22 protein-coding genes and 1 riboswitch are annotated in these 20,312 nt (G+C 44.1%); of the genes, 1 reads left to right on the top strand and 21 read right to left on the bottom strand.

Features of this window, described 5'->3' with window-relative positions; translation table 11 throughout:
• Positions 1 to 3: 3 nt before the first annotated feature.
• The 15 genes from QYB97_RS13760 to QYB97_RS13825 all read right to left on the bottom strand — a co-directional run bounded on the left by QYB97_RS13760 (position 4) and on the right by QYB97_RS13825 (position 13,939).
• Entirely contained in the window at positions 4 to 306 is a 303-nt protein-coding gene (locus QYB97_RS13760) for a YunC family protein (protein ID WP_301166580.1), read from the bottom strand.
• A 59-nt stretch (positions 307 to 365) separates the two neighbouring features.
• A complete protein-coding gene (locus tag QYB97_RS13765; protein ID WP_301166581.1) occupies positions 366 to 1,760 on the bottom strand; it encodes a bifunctional metallophosphatase/5'-nucleotidase in 1,395 nt (464 codons plus the stop codon).
• Positions 1,761 to 1,846: 86 nt separating this feature from the next.
• A complete protein-coding gene (locus QYB97_RS13770) occupies positions 1,847 to 2,692 on the bottom strand; it encodes a DUF72 domain-containing protein (RefSeq protein ID WP_301166582.1) in 846 nt (281 codons plus the stop codon).
• 173 nt (positions 2,693 to 2,865) lie between these two features.
• On the bottom strand, positions 2,866 to 4,032 hold the full coding sequence (locus tag QYB97_RS13775; RefSeq protein ID WP_301166583.1) for a glycerate kinase: 1,167 nt from the start codon (positions 4,030 to 4,032) through the stop codon (positions 2,866 to 2,868).
• An 18-nt stretch (positions 4,033 to 4,050) separates the two neighbouring features.
• On the bottom strand, positions 4,051 to 5,319 hold the full coding sequence (locus QYB97_RS13780) for a GntP family permease (protein WP_301166584.1): 1,269 nt from the start codon (positions 5,317 to 5,319) through the stop codon (positions 4,051 to 4,053).
• 125 nt (positions 5,320 to 5,444) lie between these two features.
• A complete protein-coding gene (locus QYB97_RS13785; RefSeq protein ID WP_301166585.1) occupies positions 5,445 to 6,563 on the bottom strand; it encodes a CdaR family transcriptional regulator in 1,119 nt (372 codons plus the stop codon).
• Positions 6,564 to 6,699: 136 nt separating this feature from the next.
• Positions 6,700 to 7,164: a DinB family protein gene (locus QYB97_RS13790; protein WP_301166586.1), complete on the bottom strand. Its 465-nt coding sequence runs from the start codon at positions 7,162 to 7,164 to the stop codon at positions 6,700 to 6,702.
• Between the two features lie 184 nt (positions 7,165 to 7,348).
• Positions 7,349 to 7,498, bottom strand: coding sequence for a hypothetical protein (locus QYB97_RS13795; RefSeq protein ID WP_301166587.1), 150 nt, complete (start codon positions 7,496 to 7,498; stop codon positions 7,349 to 7,351).
• A gap of 178 nt (positions 7,499 to 7,676) precedes the next feature.
• The gene (gene sufB / locus QYB97_RS13800; RefSeq protein ID WP_301166588.1) at positions 7,677 to 9,074 is read right to left on the bottom strand and encodes a Fe-S cluster assembly protein SufB; all 1,398 of its coding nucleotides are present in this window, start codon (positions 9,072 to 9,074) and stop codon (positions 7,677 to 7,679) included.
• Between the two features lie 121 nt (positions 9,075 to 9,195).
• Positions 9,196 to 9,636: a Fe-S cluster assembly sulfur transfer protein SufU gene (gene sufU, locus QYB97_RS13805; RefSeq protein ID WP_301166589.1), complete on the bottom strand. Its 441-nt coding sequence runs from the start codon at positions 9,634 to 9,636 to the stop codon at positions 9,196 to 9,198.
• On the bottom strand, positions 9,626 to 10,846 hold the full coding sequence (locus QYB97_RS13810; RefSeq protein WP_301166590.1) for a cysteine desulfurase: 1,221 nt from the start codon (positions 10,844 to 10,846) through the stop codon (positions 9,626 to 9,628). Before QYB97_RS13810 ends, sufU begins: the two co-directional genes overlap by 11 nt.
• Complete coding sequence (gene sufD / locus QYB97_RS13815; RefSeq protein ID WP_301166591.1) at positions 10,846 to 12,144, bottom strand: Fe-S cluster assembly protein SufD; 1,299 nt, start codon at positions 12,142 to 12,144, stop codon at positions 10,846 to 10,848. Before sufD ends, QYB97_RS13810 begins: the two co-directional genes overlap by 1 nt.
• Before the next feature lie 21 nt (positions 12,145 to 12,165).
• Positions 12,166 to 12,951 carry a Fe-S cluster assembly ATPase SufC gene (gene sufC, locus QYB97_RS13820; RefSeq protein ID WP_301166592.1) on the bottom strand — a complete coding sequence of 262 codons (786 nt, stop codon included), beginning with the start codon at positions 12,949 to 12,951 and terminating at the stop codon, positions 12,166 to 12,168.
• 205 nt (positions 12,952 to 13,156) lie between these two features.
• Positions 13,157 to 13,306, bottom strand: a complete 150-nt coding sequence (locus tag QYB97_RS25295; RefSeq protein WP_206738150.1) for a YuzK family famiily protein — start codon at positions 13,304 to 13,306, stop codon at positions 13,157 to 13,159.
• 258 nt (positions 13,307 to 13,564) lie between these two features.
• Complete coding sequence (locus QYB97_RS13825) at positions 13,565 to 13,939, bottom strand: carboxymuconolactone decarboxylase family protein (protein ID WP_301166593.1); 375 nt, start codon at positions 13,937 to 13,939, stop codon at positions 13,565 to 13,567.
• Positions 13,940 to 14,104: 165 nt separating this feature from the next.
• Between QYB97_RS13825 and QYB97_RS13830 the strand changes: the two genes are divergently transcribed.
• Positions 14,105 to 14,950: a metallophosphoesterase gene (locus tag QYB97_RS13830; protein WP_301166594.1), complete on the top strand. Its 846-nt coding sequence runs from the start codon at positions 14,105 to 14,107 to the stop codon at positions 14,948 to 14,950.
• Positions 14,951 to 15,160: 210 nt separating this feature from the next.
• On the opposite strand, the gene QYB97_RS13835 is transcribed toward QYB97_RS13830, so the two are convergent.
• From QYB97_RS13835 to QYB97_RS13860, 6 genes are all read right to left on the bottom strand, one after another.
• Entirely contained in the window at positions 15,161 to 15,595 is a 435-nt protein-coding gene (locus tag QYB97_RS13835) for an RDD family protein (RefSeq protein WP_301166595.1), read from the bottom strand.
• A 96-nt stretch (positions 15,596 to 15,691) separates the two neighbouring features.
• Positions 15,692 to 16,519 carry a MetQ/NlpA family ABC transporter substrate-binding protein gene (locus QYB97_RS13840; RefSeq protein WP_301166596.1) on the bottom strand — a complete coding sequence of 276 codons (828 nt, stop codon included), beginning with the start codon at positions 16,517 to 16,519 and terminating at the stop codon, positions 15,692 to 15,694.
• A gap of 24 nt (positions 16,520 to 16,543) precedes the next feature.
• Complete coding sequence (locus tag QYB97_RS13845; protein WP_301166597.1) at positions 16,544 to 17,209, bottom strand: methionine ABC transporter permease; 666 nt, start codon at positions 17,207 to 17,209, stop codon at positions 16,544 to 16,546.
• Positions 17,202 to 18,227: a methionine ABC transporter ATP-binding protein gene (locus QYB97_RS13850; protein WP_301166598.1), complete on the bottom strand. Its 1,026-nt coding sequence runs from the start codon at positions 18,225 to 18,227 to the stop codon at positions 17,202 to 17,204. The genes QYB97_RS13845 and QYB97_RS13850 overlap by 8 nt, the downstream gene beginning before the upstream one ends.
• Before the next feature lie 77 nt (positions 18,228 to 18,304).
• Positions 18,305 to 18,418: riboswitch (SAM riboswitch) on the bottom strand.
• Between the two features lie 58 nt (positions 18,419 to 18,476).
• Positions 18,477 to 18,800, bottom strand: a complete 324-nt coding sequence (locus QYB97_RS13855) for an SCP2 sterol-binding domain-containing protein (RefSeq protein WP_301166599.1) — start codon at positions 18,798 to 18,800, stop codon at positions 18,477 to 18,479.
• Positions 18,801 to 18,900: 100 nt separating this feature from the next.
• Positions 18,901 to 20,256 carry an anti-sigma factor domain-containing protein gene (locus tag QYB97_RS13860; protein ID WP_301166600.1) on the bottom strand — a complete coding sequence of 452 codons (1,356 nt, stop codon included), beginning with the start codon at positions 20,254 to 20,256 and terminating at the stop codon, positions 18,901 to 18,903.
• Positions 20,257 to 20,312: the final 56 nt, after the last annotated feature.

The raw sequence follows: 20,312 nt of genomic DNA on the forward strand, positions 1-20,312 counted from the left end.
TCTTTATACCATTTTAAGAAGTGCGTCCCTGCCGGACATTCCCACTTCTATGCCAATGGCATATGCTTCGGTTGTAATAGATTCCAACGGTGCGTTTATGAGCTGATCAATCGTTCGTACACCAACAGCTCTCCCTGCAATTATTTTGCGGTCAGAGAGCTTTTCATTAAGGAGGCTCACATCTAAAGCCCCGCACATGATATAGCCTTTGTCATTGTAGACCGCAAGCAAATTGGTTTTGGGCAGCTGGACGGTTACCGCAGTGAATGGGTTTCCGTCAATGATAACCGGGTTCAATTCAATCACGCTTCCACCCCTTTCCTCCTATACTTTATGTACAAGATGAGAAAGAGTGCGTCCACGTTTTACCCAATCATGGATGAGAGCTTCCATTCCAGGAGGTCACGGAGTGTTTCCGGAAGCATAAAGGTTTTATTCTTGTTGCGTGCAATCGCAGGATACAGCTTGCCAAATGTAAACATGTCAATGACGGCAACCCTGTAGATTTCTTCATCTTTGACCGGTTCTCCGTTCATTTCAATACGCCTTACATGCAGCTGCCGGTCTTCAAGCAGCTCTTCCTCTGCCGTAATTCCTGAAAAGGCCATCCGCCCCATCACTTTGCCGCGGAAGCCAAATCCCTTCACTTCCCTGTGAATCATCTCCTGGCTCAGACTGGCATTCACAATTTCCTTTATTTCGTCACCGGTTAAATCCACCAGACATGGATTAATCGGATGCGGACAAATCCGGTGCAGATCGCCTTTTGTTACAGTGCCTGCAGGAAGGCTTTCCAGTATAACGCCGGCATTAATCATGGAATAAGAGGTCCCGCACCATTCCTTCAGTGCATCTGCCATCAGCTGGCCAAATGGCGAAGGCTCATACCATGAGATATGGAGAGGATGCTCCAGTGTTCCCACTTCTTGTTTCAGCTCTGTTTCTCCTTTAAGCCTCAGATCGTTTAAAAGCTGCTGTCCTTCCAGGTCTTCCTCTTCATCGAAGGGGTCAATCAGGACGGCAGATTTAGAGGTGATCTCCTTGGTAGATGCGTCATATTGCACCTGGACTTCTCCCAGATACGTACCGAATTTCCCTGTCTGGGCAATAAGCGTTCCATTGATCTCCCTGCCCCGTGGAAGCACGTGATGCGTATGAGCTCCCAGAATCAGATCGATGCCTTCAATTTCTTCCGCCATTCTTTCATCAAAATTTAATCCCAGATGTGAGAGTACAATGACGATGTCGCTTTTCCTTTTCAGCTCATCAACAATCTCCGGCAGCAGCAGAAAAGGATCTTTCACCTGCCATCCAAGAGATTGATAGAACGCCTGGAAAGCAATGGTTACGCCAGTGACACCAATCTTAAGTCCATCTTTTGTTGTAAAAATCTCAGATACTTTTGCCCATGGCGGGCGCTCTCCCTGGTCATTAAAAATATTGGCCGCAAGAACGGGAAAGTCTGCTTTGGTATAGAGGGCTTCCAGTTCGTCTTTTGTCAGAGTTATGCCCTCATTGTTTCCGATCGTCGCCGCATGCGTGCCGGCCTGATTCAATAAAAGAGTGTTGCCCTGGCCAAGCGTTCCCTCGGTTAGCGGGTTAGCCCGGTCCATAAAGTCACCGCAGTCAAAATAAAAGATGGGCTCTTCTTTTTCCTGCGCTTTTTTTTGCGCCGTTTTTATATGATGAACAATTCGTGTCCAGCTTTCAAAATGGCTGTGAATATCATTCGTATGATAAATGGTTAGTGTATTTAGCATAATGCCCCCTGAACCTTAAGAACCTGCCAAAACTAAGGCAGGTCAAGCTGTATAGTATTTCGATTATAACGCAAGGCTTGTGTGCATTAAAATAAATCCAGCTGCCTTGGCGAAAGCCCTTCATAATCCAGATGAAGCATGTCAATAAACTGTCTCGCGTTATCAGCTGCATCTCCGCCGGAATTATTGTTAAACAGCACAACAATATCTTTGGACTGCTTATTTAACGCTTCAACATGTTGTTTCCATTCCAATAACTCTTTTTTATTATACCTGTACAGATACCGCACTTCTCTCCAGTTAGCTTGTCCATGATTGTTCCATCCATGTACATTTCTCCCATGGAGCCTGATGATGGTTACGTCCGGTGAAGCAGGTTCCAGAACTGTCGGGACTGAGCCCTGTCCTGCCTGGGGTTCATCACAGATGGTATGGATCCATTGCTCGTCCTTCATAAAGTCCACCGTCTTGTCCTTCATTTCATCCGTAAACCAGGATTGATGCCGGAATTCCAGCGCCACCGGAATATCTTCCATCATCTCGCGCGTAAACCTGAGCATCTGGACGCTTTCCTTGTCACATTCCAACCAGGGCGGATACTGAAAAAGAACGGCCTTCATTTTTCCGGCTTCCATCACCGGCTTAATGGACTCCTTAAAAAGGTCGAACATTTCCTTCGTCGTTTCAAAAGGAATTTTCCCTCGGGCATGACCGGTCATTCCCTGATAAGCTTTAATGACGAATGAAAAGCGGTCCGGTGTATCCTTGATCCATTTTTGATAATTCTTCAGCGGCTGTATCGCATAAAACGATGCATCCACTTCCACAACAGGAAAATAACCGCTGTAAAGCTTTAATTTATCGGTAGATTTCGTCCCTTCCGGGTATAAAGACTGGTGATCACCCCAGCCGGTCACTCCAACTAATATCATTGGGATTCTCCTCTTTGACAATAAGTTTACTATTCTATTCCCCAAATTCCATTATGTAAAAAAGCGAACCCCCTTCGGTGTCCGCTTGTATTCATATCTTCTCATTTAAAAAGAAAAAGAGGGAACATACGCACCCGCTTCTTCCATAATTATCTCAAAATCTGATATCGATATCAAGTATTTGCTTCCCGCTTGCCACGCAAAGAGGAGCTTTCTATTTTCATGGATGCCGCAATGTTCCTGGCTGTTCTTTCCATGTTTTGACCCGCTTGTTCAAAAGCTTCTGAGAGCGAAGTAACGCCTGGAACAATGCTGAACAGTGCGTCGATTCCGTGCTCATAAACCACGCTGCTGTCATCAGAGAGAGAGCCTGCGAGCGCAATGACCGGCACCCCGTACTTTTTCGCTGCTTTTGCAACACCAACTGGGGTTTTACCGCAGATGGTTTGACTGTCGATGCGGCCTTCGCCTGTGATCACAAGATCCGCATCCTTCACGACATCCTCAAAGTTGACAGCTTGAAGTACAATTTCGATTCCTCTTTTAAGCTCTGCATTAAGAACTCCCATCAGGCTTGCTCCAAGTCCTCCTGCTGCACCCGCCCCTTCTTTGTTTCTCAATGACATTCCCAATGTTTTTTCAGCGATGTCGGCAAAGTGTGACAGGCTTCGATCAAGCTCTTCCACCATACCGGGAGTTGCCCCTTTTTGGGGACCAAACACAACGGATGCTCCCCTGGGACCTGTTAACGGATTATCCACATCACAGGCAACTTGAATGCGTACTGCCTGAAGCCTCGGATCAAGACCAGATAAGTCAATGGAAGCAAGTTGGGCAAGTGAACCTCCTCCAGGTTCAATTTCATTTCCTGAAGGGTCCATCAAGCTTCCGCCAAGCGCCTGTATCATACCGGCTCCTCCATCATTTGTTGCACTTCCGCCGATTCCCACAATAATGTCCTCTGCACCATAATCCAGAGCAGCCAGGATTAATTCTCCCGTACCTTTAGTTGTAGTGATGAGCGGATTCCTGCTTCCTTGTGGCACAAGATGGAGCCCTGACGCTGCGGCCATTTCAATCACGGCTGTTTTTTTATCTCCCATCATTCCAAAGAACGCCTGAACCGGTTCTCCCAGCGGACCTGTCACCTCACATTCCACGATCGAACCGTTAGTGGCATCCACCAGGGATTGAACCGTTCCTTCCCCTCCATCTGCCATGGGCAGCTTTATATACTCCGCGTCCGGAAAAATCCCCTTAAGTCCCTTTTCAATCGCATGGGCCGCCTCCAACGCCGATAAACTTTCCTTAAATGAATCAGGAGCAATCACAATTTTCACATCCACCACACCTTTCTGCTATCCAAAAAATTTAAACACACCAAAGATCAGTGTCGAGATGACCGCCAGAGTGAGCCCAATCAGAGATTCATAGGGCATAAGCTTCAATCGTTCCTTGATATTCATGTTGACACTTCCTGCCGTTGCGTGAAAGAAGCTGCCGTGCGGCATATGGTCAAGCACTGTGGCACCTGCGTGGACCATTGCAGCTCCCGCAAGGGCTGAAACCCCAAGCCCGATAATCGTACTGGCAAAAACACTGCTCGCCACGGCGGTACCCGCTGTTGTGGACGCAGTAGCACCGGACATCAGGATCCCTGACACAGGAGCCAGTAAAAAGGCCGGCATACCGGAAGCGTTCAAGCCTTGCACAATTACATCCTTTAATGAAGAATTAGCAATAATTCCTGCCAACGTTCCCGTTCCCAGAAGCATGATCGCCACGCCTGACATTTTGCTTAACCCCGAAACTGCATAATCATTAATCTTCTTTGTTTTTTTCATGGCAATGGCACCAATCAGCCCGCCAATCGGCAGTGCAATCATTGGATCAATCGTAATATTGAACAGCGGCCTTAAGGCCAGCAAAACAATGGTAACAAGAGGTCCTGCCAATGCAGCTATAAACAATGGAACATCATTATTGTCTGTTGCATTAATATCTTCTATCTGTACCTCTGTCCCTTTATGAACAAGCCTTTTTGCCAGGATGTAGGTTACAGCTACTCCAAAGACAGCGGGTATCACTCCGGCTGCCATCACGGATGTTAACGGTACATGGAACGCATCTGAAGCGGCAATGGCATTCGGGTTCGGCGACATAATATTTCCTGCCTTTCCGCCGCCAATCATCGCAAGCAGTATCGCTGTTTTGGAAAGACCGGCACGTTTGGCTATGGCAAGTGCGATTGGCGAGACCGTGATAACAGCGACGTCCACGAACACTCCGACAGCGGTCAGGATCATGGTGGCTATGGCCAGTGCCAATAAGGCACGCGATTGCCCAATTTTATTTACGATGGTTTCAGCTATAGAGGAGGCCGCTCCTGATTCGATCAGCACTCCTGCCAGAATACCAGCCGCCAGGATTCTTAATACTGCCGGAATAATATCTTTTGCTCCTGACATCATTAAATTAACCGTTTGGGCAATGTCAGCGCCTCCAATCAATCCCCCGATGAAGGCTCCCGCAACCATTCCGTATGCAGGCGGTACTTTTTTCAAGATCAGTATAATTGCAATCAATAAAGCACTAATTGCCCCTAAAGCGCTTACAGTAATATCCATGTTCTCTTTCCTCCCTGATGAACGAAGCTACTCCGTTTATTGTAAGCGTTTTATTTATCGGAAGCATTGTGAAAGAGAATAAGGATTGAGAACAAAAACGAAAGTATTTTTGTGCAGATGCACAATTACCGAACATCGTGCAAAACGCTAGCCATATACAATTGGATCAGGTCTTTCGCCTGTCGAGGATCTTTGCCTGTTAGTTCCTTGATTTTATCAAGGCGGTACCTCAGCGTATTTCGGTGTATAAACAGGCTTTCCGCGATTTTGTTCAATTCTCCTCCTTCACGGAAATAAGCCTCCAGGGTGTCTGTCAGTTCTCCCTTTCGTCCCCGGTCAAGCAGTCTCTCATAGAACCCGAAGATCTGCTGCTCATGTTCATTCTGAACAAGCTTCGAGAGAAGGATTTCCAGCTGGAAGTCTTCATAATCGTAATAACGGAGAGCAGGCTTTAGTTTAACTCCCACCTGGATTGCCTTTTTCGCCTGTCTGAATGATATTTTGATTTCATTTAGATTTCTGGCAGGCTGTCCCCATCCTAACAAAACATCCTCTCCCACTGCCTTTTGAAGCCTCTTGGATAAAATGTTGATACTTTCTTTTGAATGAACAATGCCGGTTTCTTTAAGCACCACCACTTCGTTATTAAACGTAATGCCTGTTAAAGCTGTGTTTTCCATTTCATACTGAACCAAACGTGCTAAGGTGTGATTGGATATATCTTCTGAGTTCAGAGATTTCAGGAGAAGGACGGTTCTCGGTTTTTCAAGATGAATTCCGAGCAATGCAGCACGTTCCTTCGTCCTTTCTTCATCTACCTGTTCTTCAGAGATCAGCAGATTGACAATCTCGCTCTGCATTCTTTGTTTCCATTGGACTCGCTCAAGCAGAAACGACTGCTCCAAGACGAGTTCTGCTGCCATTTTTACGAGCTGCGCATAATGTTTAATGTCCTCAGGTTCACCTGTAATTCCGATGACACCGACGATTTGGTTGTTAAATCGGATGGGAAGGTTAATTCCCGGTTTTGCTCCCTTCATTTCTCCCGCTTTTCGTGAATCAATTTCAACACTCTCACCTTTTTGAAGAACAAGAAGGGCACCGTCATGGATCTGGTTCATCCTTTCACTCTCCCCAGATCCGATAATCACTCCTTCGTTATTCATAACGTTGATATTTTGGTTTAATATTTTCATGGTTCGTTCAACGATTTCATTAGCCAGTTCATGCGTTAAAAATTGCACGTATCCATCCCTGCCTTCCTGTCTGTATCTTAACCAATTTACCATAGTGAAAATGCACAAGCATAAGAAAAACGGAGCACACGTTTTCGTGTACTCCGCTGCATCTACATATTTCAGATATAGTTTTTCTTATAGCTTATCGCACATAAAACTCAGGAGGCTCGATTCCGAGCAGGCGAAGGTAGGTGAAGCCCTGGCCACGATGGTGAATTTCATTTTCGAGTGCATATTGAAGCCGTGCGAAATGGCTCATTTCCGGGCCAAAGAACGAATCCTGCATTACAACATTCAGCCTTTCCTCATCCATCTCCTGAAACAGCCTTCTCGTTTGATCACGAACTTCCTTGCTGATTTCAAGAAAATCCTCTTTTTTACTTATCCCTTCAAACATGTCCTTGTATTCCCACTTGTCCAGTGCCACACCATTTATATAGCCGCTTTCGATATTCACGATTTCCTTTATCATTTCTGAAAAAGGACGAAGCTTTTCATCCGGCGTAAAATTGAAGAACTTGTCTTCAGGAAAAGCCTCAATGGCTCGCAGCGTCAATCTTCTGTTGCCTTCCATGATTTCAAAAAAATCGTTTTTGGTCAGAAACATTTCAATTCTCCTCCCTTTGTTTCATTTCCTTTTACAAATTCCACTCAGGTAACGAAAACCCTGTTATTTAATATAATCTTTATAACAAAAAAGCCCCGGTATAATAACCAGGGCCTGCTATAACAATTATCCAATTGAAACTTTCATCTCGAAGTTGATAAATTGGCGTAAAACAACATTCATATTATTTATCTGTTTGTTTTTGCTTCTTTTTCAAATAATCCGCACGTATTTTTTCAAGTTGCTGCTTTTTATCAAATTTGGCAGGCTTGTGTTTTTCATGATATTTTGTCACAGCTACCTTACCTTTGGTATCTAATTGATATTTCCCCACTTTGTTCACCTACTTTTCTTGTCCCTAAAGAGAATCTATTCCACTCGATTGGGATATAAAACGATCAAAACAACAGCGGATACTGTTTCTTGATATTACTGAAAAAACAGAAGAAGACGAACTTCAAAAGTTCGCCTCCTACACTAAAAGATAAAATCAAATCGTTCGCCGGCAATACTTAGCCGATTGAACCTTCCATCTCGAACTTGATCAGGCGGTTCATTTCAACTGCATATTCCATTGGAAGTTCTTTTGTAAATGGCTCGATGAAGCCCATTACGATCATTTCTGTTGCTTCTTGCTCAGAAATACCGCGGCTCATGAGATAGAACAACTGATCTTCTGAAACTTTTGAAACCGTAGCTTCGTGCTCCAGTGTGATGTTGTTGTTCAGAATTTCATTGTACGGAATTGTATCTGATGTGGATTGGTTATCCATGATCAGCGTATCACACTTAATGTTGGACTTGGATCCTTCAGAACGGCGTCCAAAGTGTGAAATTCCGCGATAGGTTACTTTACCGCCATGTTTTGAAATGGATTTCGAAACAATGGTGGATGAGCAGTCAGGTGCCAGGTGAAGAACTTTCGCCCCTGCATCCTGATGCTGTCCTTTACCGGCAATCGCGATAGAAAGAATGGTACCTTTTGCTCCGCGGCCTTTCATGACAACTGCAGGATATTTCATAGTCAAACGTGAACCGATATTTCCATCGACCCATTCCATGGTTGCATTTTCTTCGGCAACCGCACGCTTTGTCACCAGATTATAAATGTTATTTGCCCAGTTTTGAATCGTTGTGTAACGCGCATAAGCGTTCTTTTTAACAATGATTTCTACAACCGCACTGTGAAGTGAATTGGTTGAGTAAACCGGTGCTGTACATCCTTCTACATAGTGAACTGAACTGTCTTCATCAGCAATGATCAACGTACGTTCGAATTGACCCATGTTTTCCGAGTTGATTCGGAAATACGCTTGCAGCGGAGTATCACATTTAACGCCTTTTGGCACATAAATGAACGATCCGCCGGACCATACCGCTGAGTTCAATGCTGCGAACTTGTTGTCGGATGGAGGAATAACAGTACCGAAATATTGTCTGAAGATCTCTTCGTGCTCACGAAGTGCTGTATCTGTATCAGTAAACAGGATACCGAGATCAGTAAGATCTTCTTTCATGTTGTGATAAACAACCTCTGATTCGTACTGTGCAGAAACACCAGCAAGGTACTTTTGCTCAGCTTCAGGGATTCCAAGCTTGTCGAAGGTCGCTTTAATTTCTGGCGGCACTTCATCCCATGATTTTTCAGACTTCTCGGACGGCTTTACATAGTACGTAATGTCATCAAAGTTCAAGTCTTTTAAATTTCCGCCCCATTGAGGCATAGGCATTTTATAAAATTGCTCCAGTGATTTCAAACGGAAATCGAGCATCCATTGTGGTTCATCTTTAATTTTGGAGATTTCTTCTACAATTTCTTTTGTCAATCCGCGTTTTGAGCGGAAGATCGAAACGTCTTTATCGCGAAATCCATATTTGTATTCGCCGATCTCAGGCATTTTTTTAGCCATCGTTTCATCCCTCCTTAAAGGATACAGTTCTCTTGCAATGGCACTTATTATCATTGTAGCACATCATGCATTTATCACAAGGAAACAGGCAGGGCACCTTGCTCCTGTCCTGTTCGCCTTTTTAAATCTCTTCTTCTTTTCCGACACCCTTCTCCATTGCCTTCCAGGCAAGTGTGGCACATTTGATTCTGGCAGGAAATTTGGAAACGCCTTGAAGAGCTTCAATATCCCCCAGGTCGAAAGTGGTGTCATCATAATCTTTTCCAAGCATCATATCATAAAAAATATGGGCAAACTTGATCGCATCCTCAACAGATAAGCCTTTTACCGATTGCGTCATCATACTGGCAGAAGCCAGGCTGATGGAGCAGCCTTCGCCATCAAACTTCGCGTCAGCAATCTTCCCATCCTCGACTTTCAGATGGAGCTGGATACGGTCACCGCATGTTGGATTATTCATATTGATGGTCACTGTGTCTTCCCCGAGCTGTCCTTTGTTGCGCGGGTTTTTGTAGTGATCCATAATAACTTGGCGGTAAAGCTGATCTAAATTAGAAGACATGGCCGAAATACTCCTTTGTCGTGACCAATCCTTTTACGAAAGAATCAATCTCGTCTTTGGTGTTATACAGATAGAAGCTTGCACGGGCAGTGGAAGAGGCATTTAACCATTTCATCAGCGGCTGGGCGCAATGATGTCCGGCACGCACTGCGATCCCTTCTGCATCAAGTACAGTAGCCACATCATGAGGATGGACTTCGTCAATGTTGAAGGTTACGATTCCGGCACGTTCTTTCGGTCCGTAAATCGTAATGCCCTCCATTTCTGACATCTGTTCAATCGCATATTTCGCAAGTTCTTCCTCATGTCTGTGAATGTTTTCAAGCCCGATGTCCGATAGAAAATCGATCGCGGCACCAAGTCCGATAGCACCGGCAATAATAGGCGTGCCTGCTTCAAATTTCCACGGCAGTTCTTTCCATGTTGAATCGTAAAGATCAACGAAATCAATCATTTCTCCGCCGAATTCAACCGGTTCCATCTTGTTGAGCAGCGCCTTTTTCCCGTATAGTACCCCAATGCCTGTCGGACCGCACATCTTATGGGAAGAAAAAGCAAAAAAGTCACAATCCAGGTCTTGAACATCAACCTTTAAATGAGGTGTGCTCTGTGCTCCGTCAACCACCATAATCGCTCCGTGTTTATGGGCAATGGCGCCAATTTCTTTTACAGGATTAATCGTGCCAAGAACATTGGAAACGTGCATAACCGATACAATCTTAGTATGTTCTGTTACAGTGTTTTCCACGTCAGCAAGATCAATGGAACCATCTTCTTGCAAAGGGATATATTTCAGTGTTGCTCCGGTTTTCTTTGCCACCTGCTGCCATGGAATAATGTTGCTGTGATGCTCCATCGGCGTGATGACGATCTCATCGCCCTCTGACAGGTTGGACAGACCGTAGCTCGCTGCGACTGTATTGATGGATGTTGTTGTCCCCCGTGTAAAAATCACTTCCTGCGTGGACTTTGCATTAATAAAACGGCGGACTTTTTCGCGTGCACCTTCATAGGCATCCGTTGCCCGGGTACCCAGCGTATGGACACCCCGGTGAACGTTTGAATTGTACTCGCGGTAATACTTTTCCAGCGCTTCAATGACAGGTACCGGCTTTTGGGAAGTTGCGGCACTATCAAAGTAAACAAGCGGTTTTCCATTCACTTCCTGATGCAGGATCGGAAACAGCTTTCTTACTTCTTGTGCGTTCATTATCTTACTTTCCTTTCTATTACCTCAACCAAACGTTTTTTCACGGATTCAAGCGGCATCTCGTTAACAACAGGTCCAAGGAATCCGTGGATGATCAATCGTTCAGCCTCAGCTTTTGATATACCGCGGCTCATAAGATAGAACAATTGAATCGGATCAATACGTCCGACTGAAGCAGCATGGCCTGCTGTTACATCGTCCTCATCGATCAAAAGGATCGGGTTGGCGTCGCCACGTGCTTTTTCACTCAGCATCAGGACGCGTTCTGTCTGTTCACCGTTCGATTTTGTTGCGCCATGCTCAATCTTCGTAATTCCGTTAAAGATGGAGCTTGCAGCATCCTTCATTACACCATGTGTCAGGATGTAGCCTTCTGAGCTTTTTCCGTGGTGGAAGATTTGAGCCACAAAGTTTTGCTTTTGGTCACCGAGTCCGATATTTACCGTCTTCGTATCGGTAAATGAACCATCACCCACAAGGTGAGTTGTGTTGTCTGAAACCGTATTTCCGTCGTTCAGCTGACCCAGAGCCCATTCGATTCTGGCATCGCGTCCCACACGGCCTCTGCGGTTAATGTAAGAAGTCATGCCTTTTGCCAGGTTGTCTACAGCACCGTAAACGACTTTCGCCCCAGAACCTGCAAAAACTTCTGACACGATGTTGGAAACTGACTCTGCTTCATTGTTCATGGAAAGGTAGTTTTCAACATAGGTGACAGAACTGTTATCTTCGGCTGCCACGATTACGTGGTTTACAAGACCTGCCTGCTCGTCATCATGGAAATAAATCGCTTGTAGAGGAGCCTTTACTTCAACATTTTTTGGAACATAGATAAATGCTCCGTTGCTGACCAATGCTGCATGAATGGCTGTCAGGCGGTTTTCATCAACGCTGACTCCATCGTTCATGAAATATTTCTGAAGAAGGTCGCCATGTTCTTTCACAGCTGTAGCAAGGTCAGTAAAAATAACGCCTTGTGAAGTTAACTCTTCCGTTACTGATGAACGAAGCGTTTTACCGTTTTGAATCACAAGTAAATTCCCTGCTTCACTATCTTCGCCAATAAGGGCTTTCACTTGTTCAGGCAGTTCAGTTCCGTTTTCTTTGCTGCTGATATGATTAAATTCTGTAAGATTCCATTTATCAATTTTCGTTTTATCCGGCTTTGGCATTGGCAGCTGCTGTGCCAGCTCCAAAGCGCGCAAGCGAAGATCCAAAAGCCACTGTGGTTCCTGGCGGCTTTCAGAGAACTTGCTTACATAATCTTTGTCGTATTTAAATGAAGTTTCAACTGACATGTACAAATCCTCCTAACTTGCTTACGCCTCTTGGCCAACAGTTTCGTCTTCGATTCCTAGTTCTTCTTTAATCCAGTCATAGCCTTCTGCTTCAAGGCGCTGCGCAAGTTCAGGTCCTCCTGATTTAACAATGCGGCCTTGCATCATTACATGGACTTTATCCGGAGTAATGTAGTTAAGCAAACGCTGGTAGTGAGTGATGATCAAGCATCCAAACTCAGGGTTTCTCATTTCATTTATGCCCTTGGCAACCACTTTAAGCGCATCAATGTCAAGACCGGAGTCAATTTCATCAAGAATCGCAATTTTTGGTTCAATCATCATTAATTGAAGAATTTCGTTGCGTTTCTTTTCACCGCCGGAGAAGCCTTCATTCAAATAACGGTGTGCAAATGAGCTGTCCATTTCTAGAAGCTCCATTTTCTTATCAAGTTCACGGATAAATTTCATGAGAGAGATTTCTTGGCCTTCTTCACGGCGAGCATTAATTGCAGAGCGCAAAAAGTCTGCATTCGTAATACCGCTTACTTCACTTGGGTATTGCATCGCCAGGAAAAGACCTGCTTTTGCACGTTCATCCACTTCCATCTCAAAAAGGTCTTCACCGTTGAATGAAACATCACCCTCTGTTACATGATATTTCGGGTGTCCCATTAACGCAGAGGATAAAGTGGATTTACCTGTTCCGTTCGGTCCCATGATTGCATGGATTTCTCCGCCATTTATCTCAAGGTTTAACCCTTTAATAATTTCCTTGTCTTCGATAGAAACCCGCAGGTTTTCAATCTTTAAGTTTGGTGTAGACATATGCATTTACCTCCATCTTATATTTCAATGAAATATATTGTTAATGTGAACAAGAATGAAAGCTTCTCTCATTCCATTCTCAATTTATTCTCATTCTAATATTATAACAAATTTATTTTATCTTCAACCTTAGGGGCTTTTAGGGAAAAGATAAACCACATAGAAAATCAGCATCCAAGATTGAATGCTGACCTCTCTTCATATACTATAGGATTTTCCGTTCCATTTCATTACTTACTTCTAAACTTTTTTGATATTCTTTTTCACGTTCCTGTTCAATGTCCAATCGTTTGTCAAGGTTGCGTTCATACTCAGCGTAACCAATGCCATGATTCTTGTGCATAGCCTTTTCCATTTCAGCAGTATGGTTAACTTTAATCGAGTGAATAATAAATCATCCTTTCGTGTTATGAACACTTATTGTGAACTACAGTTATCCTAACAAACATGTTATATCACATCAATTTCCATATGATGTGATATAAAAAAGACGAAAAGGGTATGAACCCCCATACCCTCAATGCCTGCTATATCCTTATAAATGCGGTTATATCCTCACCAATTCTCCCATTTTCTGAAAAACGAAAAAAAGAAGCTCCCTCAGGAACTTCTTTTAATGCATGGGATTATTTAATTCCTGGATGCACTCCTGAACCAGTGTCACTCCTTGGCTCATCGCTGCTCCTCCGCCAAAAGCCGCAGCCACTCCAACTGCTTCCAGGATTTCATTTTCACTTGCTCCCTGGTCCAGACATCCTTTTGTGTGATAAATAATGCAATATTCGTCCTGGGCGCAAATGCTGATTCCCAGTGCAATCAATTGCTTGTGTTTCTCCGAGATTTCCCCCTCTTTAAAACAGTTCCGGGTAAATTCGTTGTAGGAATGAGCCAGTTCCGGCATATGATCCGTGTACTTTCCAAGACCTTCCTTATACCTGATCAAGTGAAATTGGGTGGAATTTTTTCCTGGCATTTCTTGATGTTCCATATGTCCTGATCCTCCTGTACTTAAAGTAGACAAGCCTTAGTATGAGTTATTGCTTCTTTTCTTATGCCCTTCACTTTTTCCAGCCATAATTTTTATTTCTCCTTAAAAAGGGAATATAATGAGAGAAATTAAACAAAGAATTTTTAGAAACAGAAGGAGAAAAGGATGGAAGAAGAAAAAGTTAAGAAATCATTGATTGCCGGATCTGTTGGATTAGGGACACTAGCAGCTGCAGCAGGAACTGCCGCATTTTATTCTTCATTTATTGAACCTTACTGGTTTGACATTAAAAAAGTGACCATCAAGCTGCCGCATCTTCCTGATGCGTTTAAGGGACTTCATATTGTTCAAATCAGTGATTTCCACCTGGGGTTCCATTTCAGGGCAAGACACATCAATAAGATGGCTGAAAAAATACAGGAGCTAAAACCGGATCTTGTGATTTTTACTGGAGACCTGGTCAATTCAAAGCGTTCCCGCAGGTCGGCGGTAAAAAGCATACCGGGCTTAAAAAGCATCGATGCTCCACTGGGGAAATTTGCTGTGCTTGGAAACCATGATTACCTTGAAAACATCGACACAATCGATGAGCTATTGAGAAAAAGCGGCTTTGATCTGCTTGTAAATGAGAACAGAAAACTTACCAAGGGGAATGACAACTTCTATATTGCCGGCATGGATGATTACTTGCAAGGAGATGCAGATATAGAGAAGTCTCTGGAGGGTATTCCGGAGGATCAATTTACTCTTCTTCTGGCTCATGAACCTGATTATTTTAAGGTAAGCTCAAAATTCCCCATCGATCTTCAACTGTCGGGCCACAGCCACGGCGGGCAGGTGCGGATGCCGCTGTACGGGCCCATTATCACGTCACGCATGGGAAGAAAATATCACACCGGCCATTACGAGTCAGAAGAGAAACATCTGTACACCAACAGAGGAATGGGAACGACCCATCTCCCCTTCCGCTTCTTTTGCCGGCCGGAGATTACCTCCATTACGTTAAAATGAAAACATCTTTGTGAAAAATCTTCGTTGCCAGTTGATTTCCGTTTCAGGATGCTCGCTTTCCTCGGGGCGGGCGGTGAGCCTGTAGTCTCACCTGTCCCGCTAATCCCGTAGGAGTCTCGCACCTTCCACTCCAATCAACTATTTTCTTCAATAAAAAGCCTACAAAAATTTTTAAAAAACGGCGCCCGGACCTGGGCGCCGTCTTTTTGCTTATCCTTCATTTTGGGGCGGAAGATGGGTAACATAGGTTCCAGCGATAAAATCATGAATGCTTCTTTTATCTTTTCTTATACCCACCATAAAAGCACTGACGATCAATCCGATTCCAAGTGTTACTACATAAATGATACCACCGACCAGAACCCTCAGTAGCATGGCGCCGATCCCCAGCCTGCTGCCATCAGCTTTAACGACACGCACCCCACAGATTCTTTTTCCAACCACATAGCCATGCCAATAAATGGGGAGCAGCAAGGCATAGAGAAGACTGATGATATCAAGATACCAATTCTCTCCGGGTTGATCTGAAGCAAAATCTCCCGTAATTAAAAATCCGATGATGGCTAATGGAATACCGATAATGATTCCATCCAGCAAACAGGCTCCTACCCTGATCCAAAATCCCGCCGGCTGTTGAACGTCCATCTTGCACCCCTCCCTGATTGGTTAAATAGAAGTCATCTAACTTTATTAACAATGGACAAAAAAAAGAACAGCCTGTGGCTGTCCTTTTAGGGCATCTTATTTGTTTACAGGTACAACCGCACCTTTGTACTTCTTCTTGATGAAATCCTGGATCTCTTTTGAATGAAGAACCTCTACTAAGGTTTTCACTGTTTTAGCATCTTTATCGCCTTTGCGTACAGCGATAATATTGACGAACGGAGAATCTGCTCCTTCAAGTGCAATCGCATCTTTTTGAGGATTTAATCCCGCATCAATCGCATAGTTGGTGTTGATCAGAACTGCGTCACCTTCGCCATTTTGGTAGGCTTTTGGAAGAAGTCCTGCTTCAACGTCTGCTTTGAATTTAAGATTCTTTGGATTTTTCGCAATATCTTTGATTTGGGCATTATAGCCTTTCCCTTTTTTAAGCGTAATAAGTCCTTCTTTTTCAAGAAGTGACAGCATGCGGCCATGATCAGCCACGGAGTTACTCATAATAATGGTGGCGCCCTTTGGAAGATCCTTTAATGCTTTATACTTTTTGGAATACACGCCAATCGGCTCGATATGAATTCCGCCCGCATTTTCAAACTTGTAGTTTTTGTTATCCTTCATTTGTGATTCCAGATAAGGAATATGCTGAAAGTAGTTCGCATCAATCTCTTTGTTCGCTAGAGCTTTGTTGGGCAGTACATAGTCCTGAAACTTTTTGATTTCAAGATCGATTCCTTTTTTCTTCATTAACGGTACAGCCTGTTCAAGAATTTCCGCATGCGGAACATTGGATGCACCAACGACAATTTTGTCTTTAGCAAGCTTTTTGTCTCCTCCGCCATTGGCACCGCAAGCAGCGAGTGCTGTTGTCATGGCAAGCAAAAGAACGAGTGTAATGATTTTCTTCATGATGTTCCTCCTGATAGTCAATTTTTATCTTTTATCCAGACGCCGGGTAATCGTATCCCCGATAAATTGGATAAGAAAGACGATGATTAAAATAATAACAGTGGCAACGAACGTCACATCATTCTGCGAACGCTGGAAGCCGTCAAGGAATGCCCGGTCCCCCAAACCGCCAGCTCCAACCACACCGGCCATGGCAGTATAGCCGACAAGTGCGATAGAGGTTACGGTGATGCCTGAAATTAATGCAGGCAAGCTTTCGGGGATAAGTACCTTAAATATGATTTGGGTATTGCTGGACCCCATGGACTTTGCAGCTTCAATGACTCCTTTATCCACTTCGCGGAGAGCGATCTCCACCATTCGGGCATAAAACGGTGCTGCCCCAATGATCAGTGCCGGCAGCGCCGCATTTGCGCCAAGCATGGAACCAACCAAAAAGAGCGTAAATGGGATAAGCAAAATGATTAAGATGATAAAGGGTATCGAACGGAAAATGTTAACGATCGCTGCTGTTAGCACATTAAAAAACCGGTTGTCCCACAGATTCCCTTTACCCGTAAGAAACAAAGCCAATCCTAAAAATAAGCCAATAATGAAGGTGGCAATGACAGCCACTGCAGTCATGTACAGTGTCTGGCCTGTAGAGGTCAGCATCACATCCCATTCAACATTCGGGAAAAGATTACTCATAAGAAACCACCTCCACTTCTACCTGCTGCTGGTTCATGTAGCTGATCGCTTCAGAAACCTCGCGGTCAGCTCCTACAAGCTGGATATACAATGTTCCATATGCCCCTTTTTGCGTTTGCGAAACCTTGCCCTGCAGAATGTTGATTTGTACATTAAATTTGCGGATAACATCCGTGATAACGGGCTGCTCGGCTTTTCCTCCCACAAATGTCAGCTGCACAATTTTATATTGAGGCTTTTCAAAAGCCAGTTGTTTAATCAGATCCGTAGTTTCTTCTGGTTCTGTGACCTGCTTCACAAAATCCTTCGTAATTTCTTCAGAAGGATGACGGAATACGTCCAGCACCGGCCCCTGTTCTACCACTCTTCCGTTTTCCATAACAGCCACCCGATGACAGATCTTCCGGATCACATGCATTTCATGTGTAATGAGAACAATCGTCAATCCGAGTTTTTCATTTATTTCAACGAGCAGATTGAGGATGCTGTCGGTGGTTTTTGGATCAAGCGCCGATGTCGCTTCATCACAAAGAAGCACTTTTGGATTATTGGCCAATGCCCGGGCAATACCGACCCTCTGCTTTTGTCCTCCGCTCAGCTGGGAAGGATAGGATTCTCCCCGGCCTTCGAGTCCGACGAGCTTAATCAGTTCGTCAACCCTTTTTAACCGCTCAGCTTTACCGATCCCGGCAATTTCAAGAGGGAACGCAATGTTTTCTCTAACGGTACGGGACCAAAGCAAATTAAAATGCTGAAAAATCATGCTGATTTCCTGACGGGCTTTCCGAAGTTCGGCCTTGGTCAGCTTAGACAAATCCTTACCGGCTACCGTTACACTTCCGCTCGTCGGCCTTTCCAGCATGTTGAGCATACGGATCAGCGTACTTTTCCCGGCGCCGCTGTATCCAATTATTCCGAAAATTTCACCTTGCTCTATTGAAAGATCCACCTGGTCCACCGCATTGACCGGACCGTCTTTCGTTTTAAAGATCTTGCGGACTGCATCTAAAGTTATCAAAAGACTGAATTCCTCACTTTCTAAAAAATGCCCTTCTGCGAATATGAGCAGAAGGGCATTCGTTTATATGCACCATTCTCTCATCTCCCAAAGCATATGCTTTGCAGGAATTGGCACCATTTTAAACAGAACATCTGTTTAACGGTTGCCGGGTTTCATCGGGCCAGTCCCTCCACCTCTCGCGATAAGAACGAAATATTTTAAGTTTTCAACTTGCTGTATGGATTTTATCATCACGTACTTTTACTGTCAAACCATTTCTCCTGCCCGGCATCGTTCACTTCGGGCCAAGTACAATAACGATTCGAGTTTCAACTGTTCTCTGTATGTACCTGTAAAAGACAGCTTCCCTTGTTTAATCAGCTTGCCCAGATGACACTCACCCGTGCAAACAAGCCGTATATCTTCAGTACTGCCTGAAACCAGGATGTTTCTTTCCTGCCCTGTAATGGTATTGGTAAAAGTGAAACAAACCGTTTGCTCTTCCGGTGTCACCCTTGCCTTTTGCATGCCGACAAGGGGCTTTAGAAAGTCTGTTCTTTGAATATGATCCGCCCATAGGTCCCAATTCATGAAACATCCCCCTCATAAAATCCCTTTTAAAGAAATTCGTGGAGGAGGAATCTTCTTCCTGTAAGGATCCTTCGACAGTTCACACGGCATCTGTCGATTTTTAGCTTACTTTCTTTTTAGCATGAGGAGGAGGGCCCGGAGGTTTCTTTTTGTTTTTGGGTGGAGGTGGAGCATGGCCTCTGTCCCTCTTTTTTTCATGATGATTCCGCTGCTTTTGTAGATCGCTTTTACCTTTGTTCATCTTGTTCTTATTCTCATGAACAGGTACTGTTTTAACCTTCATCTTTTTTTGGCTTTTAGGCGGAGCCTGCGAAGAGGGCTCCTTTTTAGATTCGTTAGGATGGCTGTGTCCCGGTGGTGTCTTCAATTTTTTATGGTGTTGATCTTTATCAGGGCCGACGGGATGGACCTTAACCGGTTTACTTTGTGCAGTCACTTTCAAATTATCCTGCTTTTGCTTGGCAGGTTTCTGCTGTTTGTGCTTTACAGGTTCTGCAGACTTAACATTTACTTTTTTATTATTATTTTGCAGCGTGTTCGCTTTTTTCTTTCCTTGTTTCTTTAAGCTCTGTTCTTCCGTTACCGGCTTTTGGGATGGTTGTTTATCCACTTTTTCTACATGAATCTTTTCAGGCTGGAGATCTCTGTCGTTCCGTAATACTTTTTCAGGAACTTCTATCTTTTCTTTGCGTTTTTCCTGTTGCTGATCATTTTTTTTCTCCACCTTTTTTTTCAGGTCGGAAAATGACATTTTTTTAACATCTTTTAAAGAAAGCGGATTGTGCTTTTGTTTCGCATCAAGATAAAGCAAATATTTCCCTGGCGATACTCCATTTTTCTTTGCGGCATTTCGCTTTTTCACATCCAGCTTCTTGATTACGATGGCAGCTTTTTTATTATAGAAGGATGCATTGCGTTTGATGGCTGTTACTGCTTCCTGGATTGATGCTGATACTTTCTTGTTGCTTTGATCGACAACAGTAGATGCAATCAGAACATCAGGATTCTTGGACAGATATCCTTGCTGGTCATAAGCATTGAAAACGGAAGAAGCAAATTGAAAAAGGCTGATATCCTTCGCATACTGGAGGGAGTTGACCAGATTCTCTCCTTCAGTATTGAATGCTTTCACATGGATGACCTGAAGGTTTTCATTAACCGCAGCCTCAAGGCTCGGATTGACGTCAAAACTTACATAAGCCGCAACAGTTTCGTCGTTGCGGCTTAAGGGATTTACACCCGAAAATAACACAAATATGAGCAGTGCTCCTATAGTTACTGAAAGTGTAGGAAGAAAAAAGCGGCGTGTCCGGCTTCTGTATAAACTGGAGACGTCATATTCCATTCCAGGCACAAGTTTTTTTCCTTTTGGCAGTTTAACCGAGATAAACGATCCGTCTTTTGTTAAAAGAATCGCTTTTCCTTTCTTAACTTCCATTAAAATACCGTTCTTCATTCCACATATCCCCCCTGAAGGCGAAGGATCTGCTTCGTATCATAACCATCATGCAG

Source organism: Fictibacillus fluitans (assembly GCF_030418125.1).
Lineage (GTDB): Bacteria > Bacillota > Bacilli > Bacillales > Fictibacillaceae > Fictibacillus_C > Fictibacillus_C fluitans.

Coding starts and splice junctions, on each gene's coding strand:
- QYB97_RS13845 (WP_301166597.1), bottom strand. CDS start 17,209: ATGAGTAATCTTTTCCCGAATGTTGAATGGGATGTGATGCTGACCTCT.
- QYB97_RS13790 (WP_301166586.1), bottom strand. CDS start 7,164: ATGTTTCTGACCAAAAACGATTTTTTTGAAATCATGGAAGGCAACAGA.
- QYB97_RS13860 (WP_301166600.1), bottom strand. CDS start 20,256: ATGAAGAACGGTATTTTAATGGAAGTTAAGAAAGGAAAAGCGATTCTT.
- sufD (WP_301166591.1), bottom strand. CDS start 12,144: ATGTCAGTTGAAACTTCATTTAAATACGACAAAGATTATGTAAGCAAG.
- sufC (WP_301166592.1), bottom strand. CDS start 12,951: ATGTCTACACCAAACTTAAAGATTGAAAACCTGCGGGTTTCTATCGAA.
- sufB (WP_301166588.1), bottom strand. CDS start 9,074: ATGGCTAAAAAAATGCCTGAGATCGGCGAATACAAATATGGATTTCGC.
- sufU (WP_301166589.1), bottom strand. CDS start 9,636: ATGTCTTCTAATTTAGATCAGCTTTACCGCCAAGTTATTATGGATCAC.
- QYB97_RS13770 (WP_301166582.1), bottom strand. CDS start 2,692: ATGATATTAGTTGGAGTGACCGGCTGGGGTGATCACCAGTCTTTATAC.
- QYB97_RS13840 (WP_301166596.1), bottom strand. CDS start 16,519: ATGAAGAAAATCATTACACTCGTTCTTTTGCTTGCCATGACAACAGCA.
- QYB97_RS25295 (WP_206738150.1), bottom strand. CDS start 13,306: ATGGAAAAGGCTATGCACAAGAATCATGGCATTGGTTACGCTGAGTAT.
- QYB97_RS13825 (WP_301166593.1), bottom strand. CDS start 13,939: ATGGAACATCAAGAAATGCCAGGAAAAAATTCCACCCAATTTCACTTG.
- QYB97_RS13765 (WP_301166581.1), bottom strand. CDS start 1,760: ATGCTAAATACACTAACCATTTATCATACGAATGATATTCACAGCCAT.
- QYB97_RS13830 (WP_301166594.1), top strand. CDS start 14,105: ATGGAAGAAGAAAAAGTTAAGAAATCATTGATTGCCGGATCTGTTGGA.
- QYB97_RS13835 (WP_301166595.1), bottom strand. CDS start 15,595: ATGGACGTTCAACAGCCGGCGGGATTTTGGATCAGGGTAGGAGCCTGT.
- QYB97_RS13855 (WP_301166599.1), bottom strand. CDS start 18,800: ATGAATTGGGACCTATGGGCGGATCATATTCAAAGAACAGACTTTCTA.
- QYB97_RS13780 (WP_301166584.1), bottom strand. CDS start 5,319: ATGGATATTACTGTAAGCGCTTTAGGGGCAATTAGTGCTTTATTGATT.
- QYB97_RS13810 (WP_301166590.1), bottom strand. CDS start 10,846: ATGAACGCACAAGAAGTAAGAAAGCTGTTTCCGATCCTGCATCAGGAA.